Raw genomic sequence first — 22,880 nt, forward strand, 5'->3', positions numbered from 1 at the left:
GAGTGCTACGGATTGCGGTGAGACGTGACCGCGATGACAGGGCCGTGGAGGCCGTGCGGTGCCGTAAGCGTCACAAGCTGTCGTCTTTCGGTCAACGATGAAAAGACGAAGCTGTGACAGCGCGCAAGCACTGGAGATGTGTCAAATGGAGCAGGGCGTGGCTGAAACGCTCGCGTGCTAGAGCACCGCGATGCCTGCAGGTGTTGTCAGGGGTTCGCCTTCAGCACGTAATCGCCGTTGCGTGTTCCCGGTACCAGCAACCATCCTGGTTTCAGACTCAGCGACCACCCTGGACCCTGTAGCGGCGGGTCGGCAGTTGCGGGTGCCTGCACGAACACGGCCTTCCAGTCGCTCTGCATCAACGCTCCGTCGGTGACGTCCAGGCTGCCCCAGGTGTCGGTCAGCCGCATCGTTGGATATACCGTTCCACGGCCCGGCAACGGCTGCATCGTGTTGGGATTGAACTGGATGCGCATGCTGCGCAGATCCAGCCGCACGACCGGGCCTGTCACGAAGCGCGCACGGTTGTGTTCCAGCTGCGCAATGCGCTGCTGTTCGCGCAGCATTTCGGCTTCGCGCAGTGCCTGTCCGCCGTAGCGCGCAGCAGCGGCCCGCAGCTCGGTCGCACCCCCCTGCATCGGGGTCCGGGTCACTTCGGCCAGATGCGTGCCGAGGTCCCGGGCGGGGTGGGCGAGATGGTTGCGCCAGCCGGGGGCCGCCTGGTCCAGCAGCAGGCCATAGGCCGGACCGGTGGCATAGGCGAAAGAGCGGACGAAACTGCGATCGACAACGTGCGCGCGAAGGTCATGCAGCGCCGCCTGGATACGTGTGGAGCGCGTTGGGTTGCCGACGAACACGCCGGTGTACTCGGCCAGGCCCTCGTTCAATTCCAGCGCCGCTTCTTCCTGCGCTGCCGCAGGGAACTGGCGGTGGCGCTCGGCGCGGAATGCGAGTGCGTCGTTCACCGCAGTGTGCTGCGCCATTGCATCGGTGGCCGTGAGCGCATCCGCAAGCGCGCGCCATTCCAGCTGCAGCCAGTAGCGTCCTTCAAGTGTGTCGAGGTGCTCGTTGCCGCCTTCGGTCGGGGCGGTGATGGGCAACGCCGGTTGCAACCGATGGAACATTTCGTGAGCCAGCAGCGTACTGCGCCTGGACACGTCCTGCGGCAATGGCCAGAGCAGTTGCGTCCAGCGTATGCCGGACCATTCCACGGCGGTGTTGGCAACGATCGCATCGGGCGGAAGCTGGCCCACGAACACCTCGCCACGCGCCTTCAACGCGCCGTGTACATCCGCATGCGAGGCGGTGACCTGGCGGCTCTTCGGATCGACCAGCATCAGCGGCCCGCACAGGGATTGCCCCCACAGCTGGCCGCCATCGGCCTGGCACAGGTGCTGTGCCTCGATGAAGATTCCGCGCGCGTCGGCGTCTGCGATCGGTGATTCAGCGGACCATGCCGGTCCTGCTGCACAGGCAACACCGGCAATCAGTGCAGTGCGGAAAATATCCATGGCATCCGTGCGTTGATGGGCGCAGGCAGTCATAGCACTGGACACCGTTGTCCTTCAACGACGGGCAACGAACGCGTTGCCGCTTCGGCGGCCGGGGCCATGGCTACGCCATGCAGGCGCACATCCATACTTTCGCGTACTGATCTCTGTCTTGCAGCTGTCACGAAAAACTGTGCGCCGCGTCAAATTTTGAGGTAGTGTCGATTCTGCTGCCGGGGCGCAGCGGGGTGCAAGGCGTCGGGGACTACGCGCCGCACCCGCAATTGAAGCACCAGACATCACAGCGCCGGCGTTGACGCCGGCGTGCATCTCGGGCTTTCAATGAAAAGGGGGTATTCGATGCGCAATGCATGGATCAAACGAAGCAAATGGGTTGCACTGACCCTGGTGGCGGGTGCCGCACTGGCCGCCGCTGCCGTGGGCATACGCAGTACCGGTGCCCAGTCAAAGACCGGCAATCCCTCGGTGGACGCGCGCGCCGGCAATCCGTCCGGGCCTGCGACACGCGGTCCGGGCAGCGGCTTCGCCGAGCTCTCCAACCGCTACATCGTGGTCTACCGCGAGGAGCCGCTGGCCACCTACAAGGGCGACATCCAGGGCCTCGCGGCACCGGAACGCATGCGCCCATCCGCCAGCGCCGCGCGTGCAGCGGCAGCCACCGGCAATGCGCCGACACCGCGCATCGCTGTAAGGGGGGCACGCTCGCAGGACTATGTGCGCTTTCTCGCTGACCGCCAGGTACAGCACGAGGCCCGCATCAATGCAGCATTGGGTCGCAGCGTGAAGGTAGAACGGCGCATGCAGCATGCGATCAACGCATCGGTGCTGCAGATGAATCCGCAGGAAGCGGAGCGCGTGCGCGCACTTCCTGATGTGCAACTGGTTGAAGAGTACAGGGAGTATGAGCAGGACACCGACGTCGGACCGGGGTTGATCGGCGCACCTGCGCTGTGGAACGGCACACCTGCGCCGTTCCGTGGCGAAGGTGTGGTGGTCGGCGTCATCGACTCGGGCATCAACTTCGGCAGCCCGGCCTTCACCGCCCGCGCCGAAGATGGTTACGAGCACGTCAATCCGCTGGGCGCCGGCAACTACCTCGGTACCTGCGCGCCGGGCGGCATCGACGAAGGTCGCTGCAACAGCAAGCTGATCGGCGGCTACGACTTCGTCTGCGGCGCGCCGGGCAACCAGTGTGGCGTTGCGGACGTACGCGAGGAGCCTGGATTTGGTGACACCAACGCTCATGGCAGCCATACCGCTTCCACCGCCGCCGGCAACCCGCACACTGCGTCCCACCGTGGCAACCAGATCCACATTTCCGGTGTTGCGCCGCGCGCCAACATCATCGCCTACGACGCCTGCTACACCGAGGTCTCCACCGGGCGCGGCTTCTGCCCGAATACCTCGACGCTGGCAGCGGTCAACCAGGCCCTCGCCGATGGCGTGGTCGACGTCATCAATTACTCCATTGCCGGTGGCACCGCGCCGTGGGGAGAGGCGGTCTCGCTGGCGTTCCTCAACGCATCCGATGCCGGCATCTACGTGGCCACTTCGGCCGGCAACTCCGGCCCAGGTCCGAACACGATGGGCCATCTGGAACCCTGGACCGGCAGCACTGCGGCGGCCACGCATGGCCGCGGCGACATCGTGCTGTTCGCTGCGGTCAGCGGCCCCGGCAGCGTGCCGCCGGCGCTCACTGCCATCCTGCTGACCGAAGGCTCGGGCGGCGTGCCGTTCGCAACGCCGATTCCTGCAACCACGCCGCTGCGTGTCAGTGCAGGTATCGACAGTGTCAACGATGGGTGCGCGCCGTTCCCGGCCAATACCTTCCAGGGCGCCGTTGCGGTGATCCGCCGTGGCTCGTGCAACTTCAGCGACAAGGTCAACAACGCCGCTGCAGCGGGTGCGATCGCCGTGCTGATCGGCAACAACCAGCCGGCCCCCATCCTGCCCAACGTGGCCGGGGCGACCATTCCCGCCTTCGCCATCGACCAGTCGGACGCCAATGCACTGCGGACCTTTGCGTCGAGCGTTGGCAACAACGCAACCGCCGGCATTGCCTATCCGGCCAGCAAGATCAGCAATACGCCGGATGTGCTGGGCGACTTCAGTTCGCGCGGCCCGGCCGGGATCTTTGATCTGGTCAAGCCGGACGTGACCGCCCCGGGTGTGCGTGTGCTGGCCGTGATCGCGGGCAATGAGGTGACCGGCTCGGAGAACGCCGTCGGCCTGATGGACGGCACCTCGATGGCATCTCCGCATCACGCAGGTGCCGCCGCGCTCCTGCGCCAGGCGCGTCCTGACTGGACCGTGCACGAGACACGCTCGGCGTTGATGATGACCGCGCGACAGGAGGTGCTGAAGGAAGATGGCGTCACACCGGCCGACGCATTCGCGATGGGCGCTGGACGCATCCAGGTGGACCAGGCACTGCGCGCAGGGCTGGTGCTCAACGAGACCAAGACCAACTTCCTGGCCGCCAATCCAGCCAATGGCGGTGAAGTGTCGTCGCTCAACATCGCCAGCCTCGGCAAGCGCAGCTGCCCGGACAGCTGCAGCTTCACCCGCGTGTTCCGCAATGTGCTGCCGACCCGGCAGACGTGGACGGCGAAGGTGCAGGGCCTGACCGCGGTTGTCTCGCCATCGGTGTTTACCCTGGCGCCGGGTGAAAGCAAGTCGGTGCGGGTCATCGTCACCACCGGTTCGGTGCCGAACGATGGCAGCTGGCGCTTTGCCAGGCTCACCCTCTCACCGCAGGGCGGTGATACCAGCCAGCCGCTGCTGCGCCTGCCGATCGCCGTGTCGGTGCCGCCGCCGCAGATCGCCGCCACGCCGCCGACGAACTCGCTGACCCTGCCGGCCGGTGGCAGTGGAACGGTGAACCTGCAGATCGCCAATACCGGCGGCTCACCGCTGGAATGGCAGATCGACAATTCCGGAGTGGGCACCCGCACGCTGGTAGCGCAGGCGCCAAACAACGCCAATGGCCGTCGCTCGACGCGCTTCACCGATGCGGCGACAGTGGGTGCACGTGCACAGCTTGGTGCCGATGACTTCACTCTGGGCGAGGCCACCGGCATTACCCGCATCGTCGCTGACGGCTTCGTCAACGGTGGCTCGCTGGCAACTTCGACCAACATCAACTGGTCGATCTACCGGGATGTTGGCGGCAATCCGGAGGGCAATCCGGAATCGAGCCCGCAGCTGGCGCTGTGGAGCTACACCTCCACCGTCAGCGGTCCGGGCGTAAGAACGTCGGCCACGCTGGCCACCATCAACCTTGACCTGGCCGCTGCAGGCCAGAACGTGAACCTGCCGGCAGGCCGCTACTGGCTGGTGGTCTCGGTGCGCGCGCCGCTGGCTACCAGCTGGTTCTGGTTCAACGCCACCAGCGGCGACAGCGTGTACCGCAGCGCGATCATCAATCCCGATGGCAGCGGTGCCTGGTCCGCCACCGCCGGCGCGCCTGGGCTGGCCTATGGGCTGGGCGGAAGCAATGCGTGCGGCGCCGGCTGGATCGGCACACCGACCCGTGCCCTGGGCCGCATCTCCGCAGGCGGCAGCCAGAGCACGCAGGTGCAGATCAACGCCAGCGGCCTCGCGCCGGGCAGCTATTCGGGCTTCGTCTGTGTCGGCAGCAATGACCCGAGCACGCCGAAGACTGCTGTCCGTGTCGCCTTGACCGTAACGCCGTAAGGCGCCTGCAGCATCCCGGCCGCCCCTGTGCAGGGGCGGCCGGTTTCCCACCGTTTCCGGCGCTTGCCGGGAACCCTTCCTGATGGACCTCGGGGGTACCGTGAAGACGATGCACAAGCACATCCTTGCCGTGGCACTGGCCATGGCAACCGCACCGGCGTGGGCCGGTGATACCTGCCAGCTGGACGATGGCTTCGGCGGCGTGTCCAACGGTGGCGCCAGCGCCGGTGGTGCCGCCTCGCTGGCGTGCGGCAGTGGTGCCGATGCCAGCGGTGATCTATCGGCGGCCGTCGGAACCGGCGCCAGTGCCAGCGGCACCGGCAGTACGGCGATCGGCGCAGCCAGCAGCGCCTCCGGCGACCAGAGCGCCGCCGTGGGCGTGGGTGCTTCCGCCTCCGGCGCCAACAGTGCGGCGATCGGCGACAGCGCCACCGCCAGTGGTGACTTCAGCAGTGCCAGTGGCTCGGGCAGCTCCGCAACGGGCTCGTTCTCCACCGCGTCAGGCGCTGGCAGCAACGCCACGGGCGAAAACAGCACCGCGCTCGGCAGCTTGTCCGAAGCCAGTGGCAACAACAGCAGTGCCGTGGGCAATGGTGCCATCGCTTCTGCGAACGACAGCGTTGCACTGGGCAACGGCTCCGTCGCCGACCGTGCCAACTCGGTATCGGTGGGCAGCGCCGGTAACGAGCGCCAGTTGACCAACGTGGCCGCCGCCACGCAGGGCACCGATGCGGTGAACCTCAATCAGATGAATACCGCCAACGCCAACACGCTGACTTCGGCCAACAGCTATGCCGATGCGCGGGCCACGGCGACCATCAACTCCGTCAACGCCTACACCGACGCGAGCAGCGCCGCGGCAGTGACGACCTCAAAGGCCTATACCGATGCCAGCAGCGCAACCACGCTCTCCTCGGCCAACTCCTATACCGATACGAAGTCCGCGCAGGCGGTGACGACGGCCAATGCCTACACCGACCAGCGCCTGGCGCAGTTCGCGCTGGACAACAACGGGCTGAAGCAGGAGATGGAACGCCGCCTGCGTCACCAGGACCAGCGCATCGATCGCATGGGTGCGATGAGCTCGGCGATGTTGAACATGGCCATCAACGCCGCCGGCTCACAGAGCCCGCGCGGTCGCATTGCGGTGGGTGCCGGCTTCCAGGGCGGCGAGCAGGCGCTGTCGATCGGATACGGTAAACGGATCGGCGAGCGTGCTTCGTTCTCGCTGGGTGGTGCCTTCAGCAATGGCGAGAGGTCTGCTGGCATGGGCTTCGGCGTAGACCTGTAACGCAGTGCAGGGCAGGGCAGGGGGCGTGCAGCGCCCCCTGTTCAGCCAACAAGCGCTGCGAACGTGCAGCAAACGTCATGCTGCGTCGCAAGGTGCCACCCACCATTCGCACTGGTACGGTCCAACCCGTTGCACCACCACCGACGGGGAGAGACGACGATGCGCAAGGTATTGCTGCTGTTGATCCTGCTGACCGGCCTGGCGCCCACTGCCTGGGCTACGACGGTCAAGACCACCCATCGCACCATTTCCGGCTGGGATGGAACGCCTCTCGGGGCCTTCGTCATCGAACCGCAGGATGCGGGCGGCGGGCGCTATCCGCTGCTGGTGATGCCCAGCAGCTGGGCGGTGCCCAGCGTGGAGTATGTGGGGGTGGCGCAGTCGCTGGCACAGCGCGGCTATGTGGTGATCAGCTACAGCTCGCGTGGCTTCTGGGAATCCGGCGGCAGCATCGACATCGCTGGGCCCTCCACGGTGGAGGATGTCAGCGCGCTGATCGACTGGGCGCTGGACAACACCCGCGCTGACCCGGACCGGATCGGCGTTTCGGGCATCTCCTACGGTGCGGGCACCAGCCTGCTGGCGGCGGCACGCGATCCGCGCATCAAGGCCGTGGCCGCGCTCAGTGGCTGGGCCGATCTGCAGGCCTCGCTGTACAGCAACGACACCCCGAGCGCGCAGGGCATCGCACTGCTGGTTGCGGCCGGCCTGGTGACCGGACGTCCCGGCGCGGAGCTGGCCACGATCAACCGCAATGTTCTGGCCGGCAACTACCAGGGCGCGGTGGATTCGCTGTTGCCGGTGGCGGCGCAGCGCAGTCCCGCGGCCAGCATCGACGAGATCAACGCCAACCAGCCGGCGGTGTTTCTGGCCAACGCCTTCAACGACAGCCTGTTCCCGCCGGGCCAGCTGGTTGATTTCTTCAACCGGCTGAAAGGCCCGAAGCAGCTGCAGCTGCGCCACGGTGACCACGCGCTCAACGAAGCGCTCGGTGCACTGGGCATTCCCAACGAAGTCTATGACCAGGTGGGTGACTGGTTCGATCACTATCTGAAGGCAGTGGCCAACGGCATCGACCGCCAGCCGGCGGTGCAGCTGAAGTCACAGGCCGGCAGCTGGAGCCGCTACCCGGACTGGCAGGCGACCAGCAAGGGTGCGGTCAGCTACGGCCTGACCGCACCCTCTGGTTTGCTGCTGCCGACCGGCGGCCTGGCCGAGCACGGTGGCGGCACCGGCTGGAACTACCGCATCGGCAGCGGTTTGCTGACTGCGGCCAACTCCGGCGTGGCAATGGCCTCCGGCGCGCTGCAGATGATCAACCTTCCGCCGGGCGCCTACGTGCCGTTTGTTGGCCGCAGTGCCGCCGGTGTCTGGCAGGGGCCAATCCAGTGGAGCGCCAAACGCCTGGACGGTGCGCCGGAAGTGCGCCTGACGGTCACGCCCAGCCGTGCCAACACCACGCTGTACGCCTACCTGTACGCCGAGGATGTGCTGGGCAATGGTCAGTTGATCAGCCACAAGCCGTACACCTTGCGCGGTGCCACGCCAGGCCAGGCGAAAACGCTCGACCTGCGGCTGGAAGCGAGCAGCTGGAACCTTCCAGCCGGCAGCCGCCTGACCCTGGTGGTCGATACCGTGGACCTGCGCTATGCGGGCATCAGCCAGCTGGGTGGGGCGGTGACCTTCAGCTCGCCAGTCAATGCGCCGTCGGTGCTGAAGGTGCCGCTGCATTGATGTGCGGCCGCGCCCGTTGTGGCGGGCGCGGTACACCGGGCTGGAAAACTGCGAGACTCGTGCTTGTTCCGGGAAACGGATGAATCCATGGTCATTGCATGGCTGCTGCTCGGTGCGGTGCTCGCGGCACCCACCGCGAAAGGTGCGCCGATCGATTGGCCGGACACGCTGTTGAAGGATCTGGACGCTGCCGACGCCGCCCTGCGTGGCAGTCATCCGGGCGCGGTGGATCTGCGGAATCCCGGGTTCGGCGCGCAGCTCGACGAGGCCCAGGCGCTTGCACGCTCGCGCGCGAATCGGGTCACCAACTATCAGGGCTACTGGTGGGCGATGAAGGGCTATGCGGCGTTCTTCAACGATGGGCATGTCAGCCTCAACGCGCTTGCCGGCGCTCCCGATGTTCCAACGCAATGGCCCGGGTTCCTGACCGGCTTCGACGGCGATGCGCAGTTGGTCATGACCGTGGACGGTGGTCCGGGCCATCCGCCGCTGGGGGCTCGATTGCTTTCCTGTGATGGCATCGATGCGCAGACGTTGGCCGCACGGCGGGTGGGTGACTTCAGCGGGCGCTGGAACCTGCTGGCCAGCCGCATCCACGGCGGCGGTGAAGTATTGCTGGATCAGGGCAATCCGTTCGTGCCCACGCTGCACGCCTGCGTCTTCCAGGTAAATGGACGCGAGAAATCCTACGCACTGCAGTGGCAGCCACTGCAGGCGGCACAGCGCAAGGAGCGTCTGGCCGACACCCGGCGCAGCTTCCGCCCGGCCAACGGCTGGCACATCATGCCCGATGGCGGCTACTGGATCACCACCAGCAGCTTCAATGCCGACCCCACGGAGCAGAACTTCAAGGAACTGACCGCTCTGCTTGAGCAGCTTGCTCCGAAAGCCGAAGCACTGCAGCAGGCACCGTCGGTGGTGCTGGACGTGCGTGGCAACAGCGGCGGAGCTTCGCAATGGAGCATCGAACTGGCGCGATTGATCTGGGGCCGGGCCGCCGTGGACGTGCTGCCCGATCCCAGCTGGGTGGAGTGGCGGACCTCCGAGGCCAACATCGCCCAGTTGCGCAGCTTCCTGCAGAAGCTGGTGCAGGCGCCCGACGCGTCGCCAGAGCTGCGTCGCATGCTGGAGTCGGTGACGGCGGGCATGGCACAGGCACGCGGCCGGGGTGAGGCATTGTGGCGCGAGCCATCCGAGGCCAGCGCAGATACAGCACCAACCCCAGGCCCGGCCGCACCGCTGCGCAAGGGCAGGGTGGTGATCGTGGCCGATGCAGCCTGTGGTTCAGCCTGCCTGGATGCGCTGGACCTGTGGAAGCGGTTGGGCGCGGTGCAGGTGGGCGTCGAGACATCGGCCGATAGTCTCTACATGGACGTGCGGCCAGAGCGGCTGCCAAGCGGGCTGGCCAGGATTTCAGTGCCGATGAAGGTGTTCCGGGGGCGGGTGCGTGGTTCGAACGAACCACACGTGCCCGATCATCGATATACCGGCGACATGCGGGACACCGCAGCACTTGAGGCGTGGATCTCCGGACGATGATCCCGTCCTGGTGGCGTACCGGTGAAGCAGTTCCGGCGCATTAAACCTTTTCACCGACAGCTGCATCCAACCCGCAATGAGCCGGGTAACCGCTGCTGCAGCTCTACTGACCGAAGGAGCCCTTGGATGTGCGAACTGCCTCGTACTGCGCTTCAATGCGCGATGTTGATCATGCTGGTGCCTTTCGCAGCAGGTGCTGCGGTCACCGAAGTTCCCTTCGAACTGGGCAAGGATCACCGGATCTACGTGGAGGGTACGATCAACGGCTCGCGACCACTGCGCTTTCTCGTCGATACAGGCGCGTCGGCCATGGCCGTTGCCAGGCACATCCAGCAGGACGCGAAGCTGGTCATTGACGACCAGAGTGAGAACACCGGTTCCGATGGCGTCACGCTTCTCGACTACAGCACGCACAACGCCGTGCGGATCGGCGGCGTGCAGCGACCGATGGGAGCCGTTGTGATCGACTACACGGGGCGCCCCTTCGATGCGGTACTGGGCTGGACCTTCTTCCAGGGCAAGGTGCTGGAGATCGACTACGACCGCAGCCTGCTGCGTCTGCATGACGAGGTTCCCGACCTTGCCGGGTATGTCCGGGCCAACGTGCGCTGGATTGACAATATTCCGACCATCCAGGTCACGCTCGGCAACGGCAACACCACTTTCACACCCTGGCTTACCCTGGACACCGGCAGCAACGGCAACATCGACCTGTCCTACGCCTTCGGCACCGCCCACCGCCTGCAGGAAGCGTTTCCGGAACGACTTGGAACATCACAGTTCAGCGGCAGCGCGGGCCGGAAGATCCGCGCGGTGGACGTGCGCGTGCCCGTGGCCAGCATCTCGACCCTGCAACTGAAGGGGCCGAAAGCCTCGATCACCGTCGATGACGATGGCTCCACGGACGACGGGACGCTTGGCAGCGAAGTCCTGCAGCAGTTCAATATCCTGCTGGATGCCCGTTCCGGCAGCATCTATCTGCGTCCCAACCGTCGCTTCGTCGCCACCCCGGCGGGGTGACCGTGCGCGCTCGGCATTCAGCGCTGGACATCCGCACCTCCATTGCCCAGCAGAGCCAGCACCTGCGCCTCAGCTACCGGGCTGAAGTCGCCGGGAATGGCGTGCTTCAACGCGCCCGCAGCCAGTCCGAAGCGCACGGTGCTTTCTGCGTCGAGCCCGGACAGCAATCCGTGCAGGATGCCGGCGGCAAAGGCATCGCCGCCCCCGATGCGATCAACGATACCGGGCAGCGGGCGCGGTGGTGCCTGCGCCCGCGTGCCGTCGCGGCCGAGCAGCAGCGCGCCCAGGATGTGATGGTCTGCACTCACCACATCGCGCTGGGTGCACGCCAGCCACTGCAGATGCGGGAATGCGGCAAAGGCGGCGGCCGCAGCGGCTTCGGTTCGGGCGACCGCATCGTCGTGCGGGAAGTGCAGCCCCAGCACCAGTTCGATGTCCCGATGATCGGCAAAGGCAATGTCGGCCTCGGCGAACAGCTCGCGCAGGATCGCCGCTGCGTCGCCATCCCAGCGTCGCCACAATGAGCGACGGTAATTGCCGTCGAAGGACACCTGCACACCGGCCGCGCGAGCCGCACGCGCGGCCCCCAGCACCGACTCGGCCACGTTGGCGCCCAGCGCCGGGCTGACGCCGGAGACATGCAGCAGGCGCGCGCCGGACAGCAGGGCGGGCCACGCATGGTCACTGGTATTGGTGTTTGCGAATGCAGAACCGGCCCGGTCATACACCACTTCACTGGCGCGCTGCACCGCACCGGTCGCCAGGAAGTACAGACCCATGCGGTCACCCTCCACTTCACGCACGCCGGCCACCCCTACGCCATGCCGCCGCAGCTCCGCCACGGCATGCCGGCCCAGCGCGTTGCCGGGTACCGTGCTGACCATCTGCACATCGTGGCCCAGGCAGGCCAGCGAGACCGCAACATTGGCCTCGGCGCCTCCCACATGGACCTGCAGCTGCGGCGTCTGCAGCAGCAGTTCACGACCGGGCGCACCCAGGCGCAGCAGCAACTCACCGAAACAAACGACGCGGCTCATCGGTTCTCTCTCACTCGGGGGTGGTGCAGCCCAGCATGCGCAGATCGATGGCATCGGCCATGCGCCGGTAGCCCTCGTCGTTGGGATGCAGATGGTCGCGGGTGATGTCATTGGGCAACGATTCGGCTGCCTTCGGGTCACGCAGCGCGGCATCGAAATCGATGATGCCATCGAACCCGGTCTTCCCACCGCGTGCCCACTGGTTGATCGTGGTGCGAGTGGCTGCGGAGACGGGCTCGTAGCGCTCGGAACCGCCGAATGGGGTCAACGTACCCAGCCAGGCGCGGATGCCGTGCGCATGCAGTCGTGCCGCAACCTGCTGATAGCCCAGCAGCATGTCCGCCGCATTGCGCCCGGGCAGCGGCTGCGCACCCCCTCCGTGGCGGATGTCGTTGATGCCTTCAAACAGGATCACCTGATCGGCATCGGCCACCGCGATCACGTCGCGATCCAATCGTGACAGGGCGCTGTGGCTGCGGCCATGGTCAAGCAGCTTGTTGCCGCTGATGCCCTGGTTGAGCACCACGAACCGGTTCGGGCAGGCCTGCTGCAGGCGCTGCGCCAATCGCTCCGGCCATTGGTTGAAGGTGCCGCGACGGGCGGTGGCGCCTTCCGTGATGGAGTCACCCAGCGCCACGATCACCTGTGGCCGATCTGCGCGCCGCACCATCACTGCCGAGAACACGTTCTGCTGGTAGCCCAGGCGCACGCTGTCGGCGACGGTTGTCTGCCTGCCGTCCGCTACCCGAAGCTCGGTGCGGCGCACGGCGGGGCGGGTGGGCTGCGGGAAATACGCACTCACGCTGATTTCCTGCAGCGCCACCAAGGGCATCGGCACCGGGTCGCTCAGCAGCGCGGCGCCCACCGGCACCTCAATGACCGCGCGGCCATCCACCGTTACCGGCAGTGGTGCAACCTTGCCATTCTTCAAGCCTACGCGCAGGTCTTCGACCCGCAAGGGCGACGTGCCGAGCTCGTTGCTGATGCGCAGCCGCAGCGCATCACCACGGCTGCCGATACGCATGTCCTGGCGCACGGTCTGCGCCGCGAACTGTACGGGTGCCTCGGCGGTGCCATCCTTGCGATCCGGTGCCGGCGAGGCGGTCCAGGCAGTGACCCAGACCGGTGCAGCCTGGGTGGCGGGGGCGGCCACGGCAGCGCCGAAGGCCAGCGAAAGCAGGGTGATCCAGCGCTGCATGGCAGGTATCCGCTCAGGTCAGGAGAAGTAGGTGCCGCCGTTGACGTCCAGATTCGCACCCGTAATGAACGCCGCCGCATCCGAGGCCAGGAATACAGCGGCGTCAGCGGCTTCGTCCGGCGCACCCTGGCGGCGCAGCGGGGTGGCGCCGGCAACCGCTGTGCGCACTTCCGGCTTGGTGAATTCGTCGTGGAAGCGGGTGGCGATCATGCCGCAGCACAGCGCGTTCACCCGGATACCCTTCGGCCCCAGTTCCTTGGCCATGGCACGGGTGAAGGTCATCACCGCCGCCTTGGCGGTGGCGTAGATCGATGCGCCCGGGCCGCCACCATCACGCCCTGCCTGCGAAGCGAAGTTGACGATGGCCGCGCCTTCGCGCATGTGCGGAACCACCGCGTGCGTGGTCAGGTAGGTCGAGGTCAGGTTCAGGTCCATCACGGTGTGGAAGAACGCCGGGTCGATCTCGGCCAGCGGCCGACGCTGCACCATGCCACCGGCCACGTTCACCAGCAGGTCAATGCGCTCGCCGAACTCGGCCTGTGCCGAAGCGACCAGGCCGGCCACGGCAGCGGCATCGGTGACGTCGGCGCGATGCACGATGGCCTGGCCACCGGCCGCCTGGATCTGCGCCAGCGTTTCCTGGGCACTGGCTTCATCGTTGGCGTAGTTGATGCAGACACGTGCACCGGCGGCAGCCAGCTTGATCGAGACGGCGCGACCGATATCGCGGCCGCCGCCGGTGACAATGGCCACCTTGTCCTGGAACGACATGCGGAAAACTCCTTGGTTTGCGGGGGAATGAAAGAGAACTGCAGGCTCAATCGCCGCGACGGTCGAGCTTCTGGATAGGTCCGGTCCACCACCACAGCGCGGCCAGAGACAGCGGCACCAGCGCGGCAACGAGGATGAAGATCGGGGCATAGGAATGGCGGGTCAGCACCGGCACCAGCCAGGTGGTGATCAAGGTGCCAGCCACGGCGGCCAGGCCGCCCAGGCCCGCCAGCGTGCCCACCGAGCGGCCGTCGAACAGGTCGCCCGGCAGGGTCTGGATGTTGCCGATGGCCACCTGGAAGCCAAACAGCACCGCGGCGATGGCCAGCACGGCAAGCAATGGCTGGTTGGCCAGCACCGCGCCCAGCAGGGCAGGGGCCATGATCACGCAGCCCAACGTGATGGCCAGCTTGCGGGCGCGGTCCACGCTGTGCCCGGCGCGGATCATCCGCCCGGACAGCCAGCCACCACTGAGGCTGCCCAGCATGGCACCGACAAACGGCACCCAGGCGAACAGGCCGATCTGCTTGATGTCGAAGCCGAAGGTTTCAGCGAGATAGATCGGCAGCCAGGACACGAACAGCCACCAGATCGGGTCCAGCAGGAAGCGGCAGGCGAGCATGCCCCAGCTCTGCCGGTGAGCCAGCAGCTCGCGAACGCTGGCCTTCGGCGCCGCCTCTGCCTGTTGCCCGGCCTGGTCTTCCTGGATCAGCCGCCGCTCGGCATCGCTCACCCAAGGGTGTTTGTCCGGGCCGGCGCGGTAGACAAACAACCAGGGCAGCAGCCACAGGAAACCGATTGCACCGACCAGCACGAAGGTGCCGCGCCAGCCCAGCCACAGGTACAGGCCAGCGATGGCCGGTGCGGAAACGATCGCGCCGATCGACGCACCGGCGTTGAACACGCCCTGCGCCAACGCGCGCTCGCGTGCCGGGAACCACTCGGCATTGGCCTTCACCGCGCCTGGCCAGGCGCCCGCCTCGCTGATGCCGAGCATCGCCCGCACCAGGCTGAAGGACAGCATCGAATGGGTGATCGAGTGCAGGGCAATGGAGATCGACCACACGCTGATCGACAGGGCGAAACCCAGGCGCGTACCGATCATGTCGAACAGACGGCCGAACAGGAACTGGCCGGCCGCGTAGAACAGCATGAACACCGTCACCAGCAGCGCGTAGTCATCCTTTGTCGCGCCCACTTCCTTGGCGATTTCCGGCCACATCACCGCCAGTGCGTTGCGGTCAATGTAGTTGATCACCGTGGCCACAGCGATCAGGCCGACGATCAGCCAGCGTACGGCCGAACGTACCGGGACCTTGCGCAGCTGATCCACCACCGCAGGGCCGTTCATTTCGCGTCACCCTTGCTGCGGTCCATGCGCGCGTGGCTGCCGCTCCAGCGGTAGGCGTGACCATCGACGGTCACGCTGTGCTCGCCCTTGGCGCTGCTGTCATCGGCCACGCCGAGGGCGATGCGTGCACCGCTGGCCAGGCGCAGCTCGATCACCTCGGCATCGTGGCCGCGGGTGCGCACGATGTCCTTGATGCGGCTGTCGGCGCCATGCACGTACTCGGCGGTGCCGTTGTACTCACCATGCGGCTCCAGCACGCTGAAGAAGGTCACCTCCTTCTGGCCTTCCACGCGCTGCAGCAGGGCTGGTTCGCGGCGCAGGTTGAATTCCGGATCGTTCGCACCGCTTTCCACCAGCAGCGCCTGTGCCGGCGCACTGCTGCCGAAGCGGTAAGTGTAGAAGCGCCCATCCAGCAGCCAGGCCAGCGAACGCGGCTCGCTGCCGGGTTTGCTGCGTGCATCCAGCCACAGGTGCTGGTAGCCGTTGTCCTTGCCCAGCACGGGGCGCTGGGCGGGGAAGTGTTCGGCCTCGAAGCCGGTGGTGACGATGTGGCCGTTGAAGTGCAGCGGCAGGTCGTAGCGCGCGGCCTTCTCGCCGTGCACCTGCAGCAGGTCCAGCACCACCGGCAGACCCAGGTCAGGGTGGCGCACCAGCGCCTGGGTGCGGGTAAACACCACGCCGGGATAGGCATCGCGCATCGTTGCCGAGGCAATCTGGGTATCGGCATCGGCCTGGAAGAAGCGCACCTGCGGGGCATGCTCCTCACCGCGCTTCCAGTCGCCCTTGAAGTGGCTCTGCTCGTCCACCACCAGGGTGTTGTGGGCCACGGTCTGCTTGGCCCAGCTGCGGTTCTCGGCCAGGTAGATGCCCCCACGCTTGGCTTCCACATTGAGGAAGCGGGCGGCGCCGTAGTCGGTCACCACCGGGTTGCCGTTGTCGTAGAACAGCCAGTTGAGCTTGTCGAAGTGGCCGTGTCCCATGCCCTGCATCGTGTCCTTCTGCACCAGCGCCTGGCCGCGTTCGCCGTTCATGCGCAGGATCGCCAGGCCGCCACGGTCGCCGTCGGGGCCATCGCGCAGCAGCATCGGGCGGTAATCGAAGGGCTTGGCCTTGTTGGCGGCCAGTGCCTGTGCCACCTGCAGGCCTTCGGGCGACAACAGCAGGCGTTTCTGCTGCTGGGCCACCGACAACAGGCGGTCATCACCGGTGCGCGCATAGGCGATGCCGATGCCGGCCACCAGCTCTTCGGTGTCGATGCCCTTGTCCAGGATCGCATCGTTGATCGGGAAGAACAGGCCGTCGTAGCTGGTCTGCACGAGCACATCCACGGCCTTCAACAGCACGCCGTCACGGCGCGCGAAGATCCTCCGCTGCGGCTCGTTGCGCTCGATGGCGTTGGCGAACAGCAGGAACGGCGCCAACGCATAGCGCTGGTAGTAGGGGCCTTCCTCGTAGTAGCCATCGGGCGAGAACAGCAGGTCGATCTGCCGCAGGAAGCCGAACGTGTCGTCCTTCTGGCTGCCGCGCAGGGATTTCTCCACCAGTTCCGGGTCATGCAACACGTAGCCGGTCATGCCGGTGGCGGCCACCGCCCAGGTAGCGTGGTTGTGGATCTGGTCGTAGTTCTTCGGTTCGCTCGCCAGGAACTCCGCCATCGGCCGGAACACTTTCGATTCGATGGTGTCGCGGTCCTCGGCGGACAGCGCATCACGGATCGCGTCATAGCCCTGGATGGCGTTGACCAGCCACACCGAATCGTTGAGCACCTGCCAGAACACGCGGCCGGGAATCTGGCCGCGACCCTCCGGGTGCGGGCCCAGTGTCGGGTAGAGCTGGGCGTACTGCAGCAGCATGTCGCGCGAGTACGCGACATAGGCCTTGTCGCCAGTCAGCCGGTACAGGGTGCCGGCCGCCAGCAGCGCCTGGTAATTGCGCTTGTGCTGTTCATGCGTGCGCCCGCCGCCTTTGTCCCTGGGCACCGGCACGTCGATACCGGCCTTCATCATCTTCTTCAGCGTTGCCTCGGTGCGCGCCTGCTCCTTGGCGAACCACGGGTAGCGGCTGCCTTCACTGGCCATCTGCTGCCACTGTGCGGCGGTGACCAGCACAGGTGCCGCATCGAACTGTCGCGCGACGGTGGCCGGAGCCGCCAGCAGCGGGGCGGCCGGCATCAAGGCAACGGGACAGGCCAAGGCCAGGGAGACGAACAGCGGCTGCAACCTCATCGATCAACTCCATTGCGGGTGCGTGACAGGGCAACTTCGCCCACCTTGGGATACCAGGCGACGCCAGTCGCCTCGCGCGCGGTCATCGCCAGGGCAGGATCGGCGCCCACGGCGGGCAGGGCAGGCGTGGGCACCCATAGTCCGCTGGCAGCCTGCTGCAGGATGACGCCACGGCCCTCTACGCCTCCCGGGAACACGGTGCTGGCTGTCGGCGACTGCACGTTGCCGCTGAAGGCGATGCCAGCCAGCGAACTGGCGGCATTGGGCGGGTTCCTGCTGCTGCGGTTGACGATCAGGTTGGCGCTGAAGCGACTGTCGCTGGCGGCGACCACGATGCCCTTGGCCTCATCGTGGCCCACGCCGAAACTGATCTTCGCCACGTCCACGAAGGTATTGCGGCTGATGGTGGCATTCACCACCGGCGCATAACCGGACAGCGGCGGACTGGCCTGCGCATCCGTCACCGCCAGTGCCGAACGGTTGCTGGACCCGGCCAGCCGTTCGAAGTAGTTGTTGCTGACGATCTGGTCGGCGTTGATGATGCGCACGCCACCGGTGCCGGCCTTGTCGTCACCCAGGAAGACGTTGTCAATTACGCGGTTGCTGTTGCCATGGCGCAGGGTCAATGCGCCGGCCGAACGGTAGAACACGTTGCCGCGGTAGGTGTTGCCGCCGGACTTGTTGCTGATGATCTCGGTCTCGCCGTCGCAGCCTTCGAACCAGTTGTTCTCCACCGTGCTGTTGGAATCGCTCAGTGAGCTATCGCTGGTGCCGACGCGGATCGTTTCGCCACCGTTGACGCCCAGTGCCGGGCGCGGCCCGAACCAGTTGTGGTCGATGCGGTGCTGATTGTCCAGGCCTTGGGTGGCATCGCGCACCACCACCACGGTCGGCCCGGCGTTGGTCTTGCCGCGCAGCTGGCTGTGGTCGAGGCGGTTGTGGCTGCCATAGAAGGAAACCCAGTAGTCCTGGTCACTGGCATCGGGGTTGGCGTAGTCGTCGATCACCAGACCGGTGACCCGGCTGTGGCTGGCCACCGCTTTGCTGGATTCACGGAACGCCACCACCGCATCGCCCGGCGTATAGCCGTTGCGGAACACCAGGTTGGACACCTGCAGGTAGCTCCCTGCCAAGCGCAGGTCCGATCGGCCGCTGAGAATCACGTTGCCCGGGGTCTGAGCGCGCAGCGTGATTGGTGCTGCCGCTGTGCCTTGGCCCTTCAGCAGCAGCCGGGCATCGGTCCAGGTGCCGTCAGCCAGCACGATTTCATCGCCGGGCTGCAGCGCCGAAGCGGCGGTAGCGAACTCGGCGGCATCATGGACGAGCCAGCTGGCTGGACTTGCTGCCGAAGTGGTCAGGCACAATGCCAAGCCAGTGGTCAGGCAAAAAAGCCATGAATTATTGGATCGGTGACACGCCAGCGGGTGAGTGCGCATGAAATCCTTCCAGGGACGGCCGGACCGTCGTTTCAGGGTGGGCCTGCATACCACTTTCGGGACTGTTGTAAGCCAGATTTCGCGCAAAGTCATGCTGCATGAGCACATTAAATTGTGGTCAACTGGTATGGATCAAAGGCCTTTGAGCAATCGCATACCAATTGGTTGACATTTTCATGTCGCCGTGTCGAAGCTGCGTCCCACGCCTGGCATGCAGGCGATCCTTTGGGAGGAGGAAACCATGCGGCGACCCGCCGGAGCAGTGCACAGCATCTCGTTGTCCCCCACACCCCTGATCGTGGCGTTGCTCGCCGTGCTGGCGGGCCTGCCCACGGCCCAGGCGCAATCCAGCAAGGACGCGGCAGGGCAGGATCCCACCACGCTGGACCAGGTGCAGGTCACGGGCATCCGCGAATCGATGCAGAGTTCCATCAACAAGAAGCGCGACGACACCGTCATCGCCGACGTGCTGTCGGCCGATGACATCGGCGACCTGCCCGCGCCCTCGCTGGCCGATGCGATCGAGACCCTGACCGGTGCCGCCTCGACCCGAGACAAGACCGGTGCATCGGAGATCTCGATCCGTGGCCTCGGCGCTTTCCTCAGCAGTACCAACTTCAATGGCCGCGAAATCACCAACGGCAGCGGCGACCGCTCGGTGAACTTCAACATGTTCCCCGCCGAGCTGATCAACACGGTGGCCATCTACAAGACCCAGCGCGCCGACATCATCGAAGGCGGCGTGGCTGGCACCATCGGCCTGGAAACAGTGCGCCCACTGGAGTACGGCAAGCGCTCGGCGCAGATCGATCTGCGTGGCAGCTGGGCCGAGTATGACAGGAAGTACCGCGACGACGACGGCATCGGCTACCGTGGCACCGCCAGCTACATCGACCAGTTCGAGTTCGGTAATGGTCAGAAGCTGGGCATCTCGCTGGGCTTCCAGCGCCTGGACGGTACCGATCCGGAAGAGAGCATCACCAGCGGTTCCACCTGGTATGCCTGCGATGGCACGCAGAACGTGGGTAATGCCAACTGCAATGAAGTGTCCGCGCAGGCCATCGCCAACGGTGCGCCGTACTACCTGGTGCCAAGCAGCCGCATCTACCGCCTCAAGCAGGAGCGCAACGACCGGCAGAGCGAGTTCGCCGCACTGCAGTGGCGGCCCAATGACGTGGTTGAAGTGAACCTCGACTTCGAACACACCGAGCGCAACTGGTACGAGAACCGCAGCGATCTGAGCCTGTCCAACGCTCGCCGCGGCATCACCCGGCGCGACGTGGACGCAGAGGGCATCGTGCGCCACCTGCATGGCAGCACTTCGATCGACTCCACTTCCAACCGCTACTGGCGTGGCGAGGAATACACCGGGGGTGGCCTGAACCTGATCCTGCGACCGACCCCGGCCTGGGAACTGTCCACCGATCTTTCGTACTCGCACACCAATCGCCTCGACAGCGAGCGCATGACCCGCCTGCGCGCCAACCAGCGCGACGTCAACAATGTCATCGTGCCGGGCATCAGCAGTGGTGCCACCGGCTACGTGGACTATGACTGGGACTGGCACGGCGAAGTGCCCAGTGTTGCCCTGGCGCCGAACTTCGACCCCAACAACTGGGACGCCTACACCGGCGCGGCGCGCGTCACCTCAAGCGCAACGGAGAACGACCACAGGATCAAGGCCGGCCGCTTCGATGCCAGCTTCATGCCCGAGTCCGGTTTCTTCACCCGCATCAAGGGCGGCGTGCGCGCCAGCCAGGCTGACTATCGCCTGCGCGACAACACCCTGGTAACCGACTACGACCAGCGCGTGGCGGCCGACAAGGAGAAGATCATCGCCGCCAACCAGGCCTGCCGCGCGCCGTTCCCGCAGGATGACTTCATGGATGCCGCCAGCGGCAACACGATCTCCTCGTGGGCGTACTTCGATCCGAACTGCCTGTACCAGTCGTTCCGTGGCGGCCTCGACAGTGGGTTGGATCCGGGTTTTCAGGATCCGAACAATGTCGATATCACCGAGAAGACGCGCGCCCTCTATCTGATGGGTGAATTCAGCAGCAGCCTGTTCGGCTTGCCGGTGACCGGCAACCTCGGCCTGCGCTGGGTCAAGACCGATGTGCGTTCTGAGGGCGTGCGTACCGGGCTGCGTATCCAGGACAACGGTGACGGCACGATCCGCCTGCAACCCACCGGCGAGTACACCACGCAGGTGTTCAAGGCGGGCAACGACAAGCTGCTGCCCAGCCTCAACGCGGCCTTCGAACTGCGCCCGGACGTGTTGCTGCGGGTCGGTGCATACCGCGCGATGTCACGGCCGGACATCGCTGCGCTGGGCGCCGGACGCACCATCAACGTGAGCAGCGATGCCACCTACGGCAATCTGGCCGACGCGCTGGATGACATCAGCGCCAGCGGCAACCCCGCCGCGCAGCCGCTGATGTCCTGGAACGGCGACCTTTCCCTGGAGTGGTACCCGAACCCGGACACGATGCTGGCCGGCGCGGTGTACTGGAAGCAGTTCAACGGCGGCACCGCCACGGCGCTGGTGCCGGAGACCTACACCATCGACGGCCAGAGCGTGACCGTGCCGGTGCGCCAGCAGGTAACCACCGACGAGGACAGCACGCTGACCGGCTTCGAGCTGACCGCCACCCATCGACTGTCGTACCTGCCCAAGCCGTTCGACGGGCTGGGCTTCAAGGTCAGTTACAACTACGCCGATGCCGACTACCGGACCCAGGACTCACGACTGGGCGAGCAGCTGGCCAGTGATGGCACGATCATTCCGGCGATCGTGCCGCCGGCGGGTCTCAGTGGCTTCTCGCGGCACGTCCTGTCAGGTTCGATCTACTGGGACGTCGGACGTTTCAACATCCAGGCCATCGGCAAGTTCCGCTCGCACTACTACCAGGACTTCACCGGCAATACCGCGCAGCAGAACCGCTACTACGATGACAACACCAGCGTGGACCTGCGCCTGCGCTACCGGGTGAACAAGCAGTTGTCGCTGTCGCTGGAGATGATGAACCTGACCAACGAGCCGCGCGTGGCCTACCAGCCGCTTTATGGGAACTTCCGCGAAGTGGTGACCTACGGGCGGCGTGCGTATTTCGGTGTACGATACAAGTTCTGAACAGGGCGGCGTGGCCAGTGGTCGCGCCGTCGCTCCAACCGGACCCTTGCCGGCCGCGGTGGCAGGGCAGGGACCCGGAAGGAATCGCCAAGGGTCAGCCGCATGTCCGCCAACCGCCTTTACCAGACCATCGCTGCCAAGCTCCGCAAGCTGATCGAGGACGGCGAATTTCCGCCAGGCTCGCGGCTGCCGGGCGAGCGTGAACTGGCCGAACGGTTCGGTGTCAGCCGGGTCACCATCCGCGAAGCCGAGATTGCACTGGAAGCACAGGGCTGGATTGCGATCCGCATCGGATCGGGCGTGCATGTGAAGCCGCGCCCGACGCAGGCGTCCGGCGGGCTGCCGGATGTCAGCGCCTTCGACCTCACCGCTGCCCGCGCGGTATTCGAGGCCGAGGCCGCCGCTCTGGCGGCAAGCAATCTGGACGATGCCGGCATCGCCGAACTGCAGGTGCTGGCCGAAGCGCTGTGCCGTCGCGACCTGAGCGACGCGGAAGCAGGCGAGTACGATCGCCGTTTCCATCTGACCATTGCCCGCCTGTCAGGCAATCCGGTGGTGGAGTACTTCGTGCAGCAGATCTGGCGCATGCGCAGCGAACTGCCGCGGGTGACCGAGGTCTATTCGCGGGTCTGCCATGATGATGGCGCCAGCCGTGCCGACGAGCACATGGCCATCTTCGAAGCACTGCGCGCACGCGATCCGGTGGCCGCGCGCAATGCCATGCGCCATCATTTCCAGCGTCTGTTCGAAGCGATGCTGCAGGCGACCGAAAGCCAGGCGCTGGAGGAGATCCGCCGCCGCACGCAGCAGGACCGCGAACGATTCATGGCTACGACGCGGATCTGAGTGCCGCGTCCAACACAATCGGCGCTGCGACCTTCAGCAGGGCAGATCGCGCTCGACGCCTGATGGATATGAGAAATGGGCATGACCGCGCC

General features: G+C 66.0%; 14 protein-coding genes. 7 read left to right on the forward strand and 7 right to left on the reverse strand.

What is annotated here, in order from left to right:
- Positions 1-206: 206 nt before the first annotated feature.
- Positions 207-1,511, reverse strand: a complete 1,305-nt coding sequence (locus N5J73_RS05720; RefSeq protein WP_099589573.1) for a hypothetical protein — start codon at positions 1,509-1,511, stop codon at positions 207-209.
- 339 nt (positions 1,512-1,850) lie between these two features.
- Here N5J73_RS05720 and N5J73_RS05725 point away from each other — a divergent pair, with 339 nt between their 5' ends.
- The 5 genes from N5J73_RS05725 to N5J73_RS05745 all read left to right on the forward strand — a co-directional run bounded on the left by N5J73_RS05725 (position 1,851) and on the right by N5J73_RS05745 (position 10,791).
- Complete coding sequence (locus N5J73_RS05725) at positions 1,851-5,207, forward strand: S8 family serine peptidase (RefSeq protein WP_164078473.1); 3,357 nt, start codon at positions 1,851-1,853, stop codon at positions 5,205-5,207.
- Positions 5,208-5,289: 82 nt separating this feature from the next.
- On the forward strand, positions 5,290-6,498 hold the full coding sequence (locus tag N5J73_RS05730) for a YadA-like family protein (RefSeq protein ID WP_019336522.1): 1,209 nt from the start codon (positions 5,290-5,292) through the stop codon (positions 6,496-6,498).
- A gap of 159 nt (positions 6,499-6,657) precedes the next feature.
- A complete protein-coding gene (locus N5J73_RS05735; protein ID WP_164078472.1) occupies positions 6,658-8,232 on the forward strand; it encodes an alpha/beta fold hydrolase in 1,575 nt (524 codons plus the stop codon).
- An 87-nt stretch (positions 8,233-8,319) separates the two neighbouring features.
- Positions 8,320-9,771: a S41 family peptidase gene (locus N5J73_RS05740; RefSeq protein WP_164078471.1), complete on the forward strand. Its 1,452-nt coding sequence runs from the start codon at positions 8,320-8,322 to the stop codon at positions 9,769-9,771.
- A gap of 162 nt (positions 9,772-9,933) precedes the next feature.
- Positions 9,934-10,791 carry a retropepsin-like aspartic protease gene (locus tag N5J73_RS05745; RefSeq protein ID WP_204315334.1) on the forward strand — a complete coding sequence of 286 codons (858 nt, stop codon included), beginning with the start codon at positions 9,934-9,936 and terminating at the stop codon, positions 10,789-10,791.
- A gap of 17 nt (positions 10,792-10,808) precedes the next feature.
- Here the strand turns inward: N5J73_RS05745 and N5J73_RS05750 are convergent, their stop codons facing one another.
- Genes N5J73_RS05750 through N5J73_RS05775 form a run of 6 tightly spaced genes read right to left on the reverse strand, consistent with a single transcriptional unit; the run spans position 10,809 to position 18,809 of the window.
- Positions 10,809-11,828: a sugar kinase gene (locus N5J73_RS05750; protein WP_164078470.1), complete on the reverse strand. Its 1,020-nt coding sequence runs from the start codon at positions 11,826-11,828 to the stop codon at positions 10,809-10,811.
- Positions 11,829-11,838: 10 nt separating this feature from the next.
- Positions 11,839-13,026, reverse strand: coding sequence for a GDSL-type esterase/lipase family protein (locus tag N5J73_RS05755; RefSeq protein ID WP_164078469.1), 1,188 nt, complete (start codon positions 13,024-13,026; stop codon positions 11,839-11,841).
- An 18-nt stretch (positions 13,027-13,044) separates the two neighbouring features.
- A complete protein-coding gene (locus N5J73_RS05760; RefSeq protein ID WP_164078468.1) occupies positions 13,045-13,797 on the reverse strand; it encodes a glucose 1-dehydrogenase in 753 nt (250 codons plus the stop codon).
- A gap of 46 nt (positions 13,798-13,843) precedes the next feature.
- A complete protein-coding gene (locus tag N5J73_RS05765) occupies positions 13,844-15,148 on the reverse strand; it encodes an MFS transporter (protein WP_088479256.1) in 1,305 nt (434 codons plus the stop codon).
- Positions 15,145-17,373: an oligoalginate lyase gene (locus tag N5J73_RS05770; RefSeq protein ID WP_164078467.1), complete on the reverse strand. Its 2,229-nt coding sequence runs from the start codon at positions 17,371-17,373 to the stop codon at positions 15,145-15,147. Before N5J73_RS05770 ends, N5J73_RS05765 begins: the two co-directional genes overlap by 4 nt.
- Positions 17,370-18,809, reverse strand: a complete 1,440-nt coding sequence (locus N5J73_RS05775) for a polysaccharide lyase 6 family protein (protein ID WP_164078466.1) — start codon at positions 18,807-18,809, stop codon at positions 17,370-17,372. Before N5J73_RS05775 ends, N5J73_RS05770 begins: the two co-directional genes overlap by 4 nt.
- A gap of 241 nt (positions 18,810-19,050) precedes the next feature.
- Between N5J73_RS05775 and N5J73_RS05780 the strand changes: the two genes are divergently transcribed.
- Together N5J73_RS05780 and N5J73_RS05785 are read left to right on the forward strand one after the other, a co-directional pair.
- Positions 19,051-21,942, forward strand: coding sequence for a TonB-dependent receptor (locus N5J73_RS05780; protein WP_088479337.1), 2,892 nt, complete (start codon positions 19,051-19,053; stop codon positions 21,940-21,942).
- A 102-nt stretch (positions 21,943-22,044) separates the two neighbouring features.
- A complete protein-coding gene (locus N5J73_RS05785; RefSeq protein WP_099589581.1) occupies positions 22,045-22,788 on the forward strand; it encodes a FadR/GntR family transcriptional regulator in 744 nt (247 codons plus the stop codon).
- The last annotated feature ends 92 nt before the right edge of the window (positions 22,789-22,880 follow it).

The sequence above is a fragment of the Stenotrophomonas sp. GD03654 genome, from assembly GCF_029845105.1.
Lineage (GTDB): Bacteria > Pseudomonadota > Gammaproteobacteria > Xanthomonadales > Xanthomonadaceae > Stenotrophomonas > Stenotrophomonas africana.

Coding starts and splice junctions, on each gene's coding strand:
- N5J73_RS05780 (WP_088479337.1), top strand. CDS start 19,051: ATGCGGCGACCCGCCGGAGCAGTGCACAGCATCTCGTTGTCCCCCACA.
- N5J73_RS05735 (WP_164078472.1), top strand. CDS start 6,658: ATGCGCAAGGTATTGCTGCTGTTGATCCTGCTGACCGGCCTGGCGCCC.
- N5J73_RS05775 (WP_164078466.1), bottom strand. CDS start 18,809: ATGCGCACTCACCCGCTGGCGTGTCACCGATCCAATAATTCATGGCTT.
- N5J73_RS05765 (WP_088479256.1), bottom strand. CDS start 15,148: ATGAACGGCCCTGCGGTGGTGGATCAGCTGCGCAAGGTCCCGGTACGT.
- N5J73_RS05785 (WP_099589581.1), top strand. CDS start 22,045: ATGTCCGCCAACCGCCTTTACCAGACCATCGCTGCCAAGCTCCGCAAG.
- N5J73_RS05770 (WP_164078467.1), bottom strand. CDS start 17,373: ATGAGGTTGCAGCCGCTGTTCGTCTCCCTGGCCTTGGCCTGTCCCGTT.
- N5J73_RS05750 (WP_164078470.1), bottom strand. CDS start 11,828: ATGAGCCGCGTCGTTTGTTTCGGTGAGTTGCTGCTGCGCCTGGGTGCG.
- N5J73_RS05740 (WP_164078471.1), top strand. CDS start 8,320: ATGGTCATTGCATGGCTGCTGCTCGGTGCGGTGCTCGCGGCACCCACC.
- N5J73_RS05720 (WP_099589573.1), bottom strand. CDS start 1,511: ATGGATATTTTCCGCACTGCACTGATTGCCGGTGTTGCCTGTGCAGCA.
- N5J73_RS05760 (WP_164078468.1), bottom strand. CDS start 13,797: ATGTCGTTCCAGGACAAGGTGGCCATTGTCACCGGCGGCGGCCGCGAT.
- N5J73_RS05730 (WP_019336522.1), top strand. CDS start 5,290: ATGGACCTCGGGGGTACCGTGAAGACGATGCACAAGCACATCCTTGCC.
- N5J73_RS05745 (WP_204315334.1), top strand. CDS start 9,934: ATGTTGATCATGCTGGTGCCTTTCGCAGCAGGTGCTGCGGTCACCGAA.
- N5J73_RS05755 (WP_164078469.1), bottom strand. CDS start 13,026: ATGCAGCGCTGGATCACCCTGCTTTCGCTGGCCTTCGGCGCTGCCGTG.
- N5J73_RS05725 (WP_164078473.1), top strand. CDS start 1,851: ATGCGCAATGCATGGATCAAACGAAGCAAATGGGTTGCACTGACCCTG.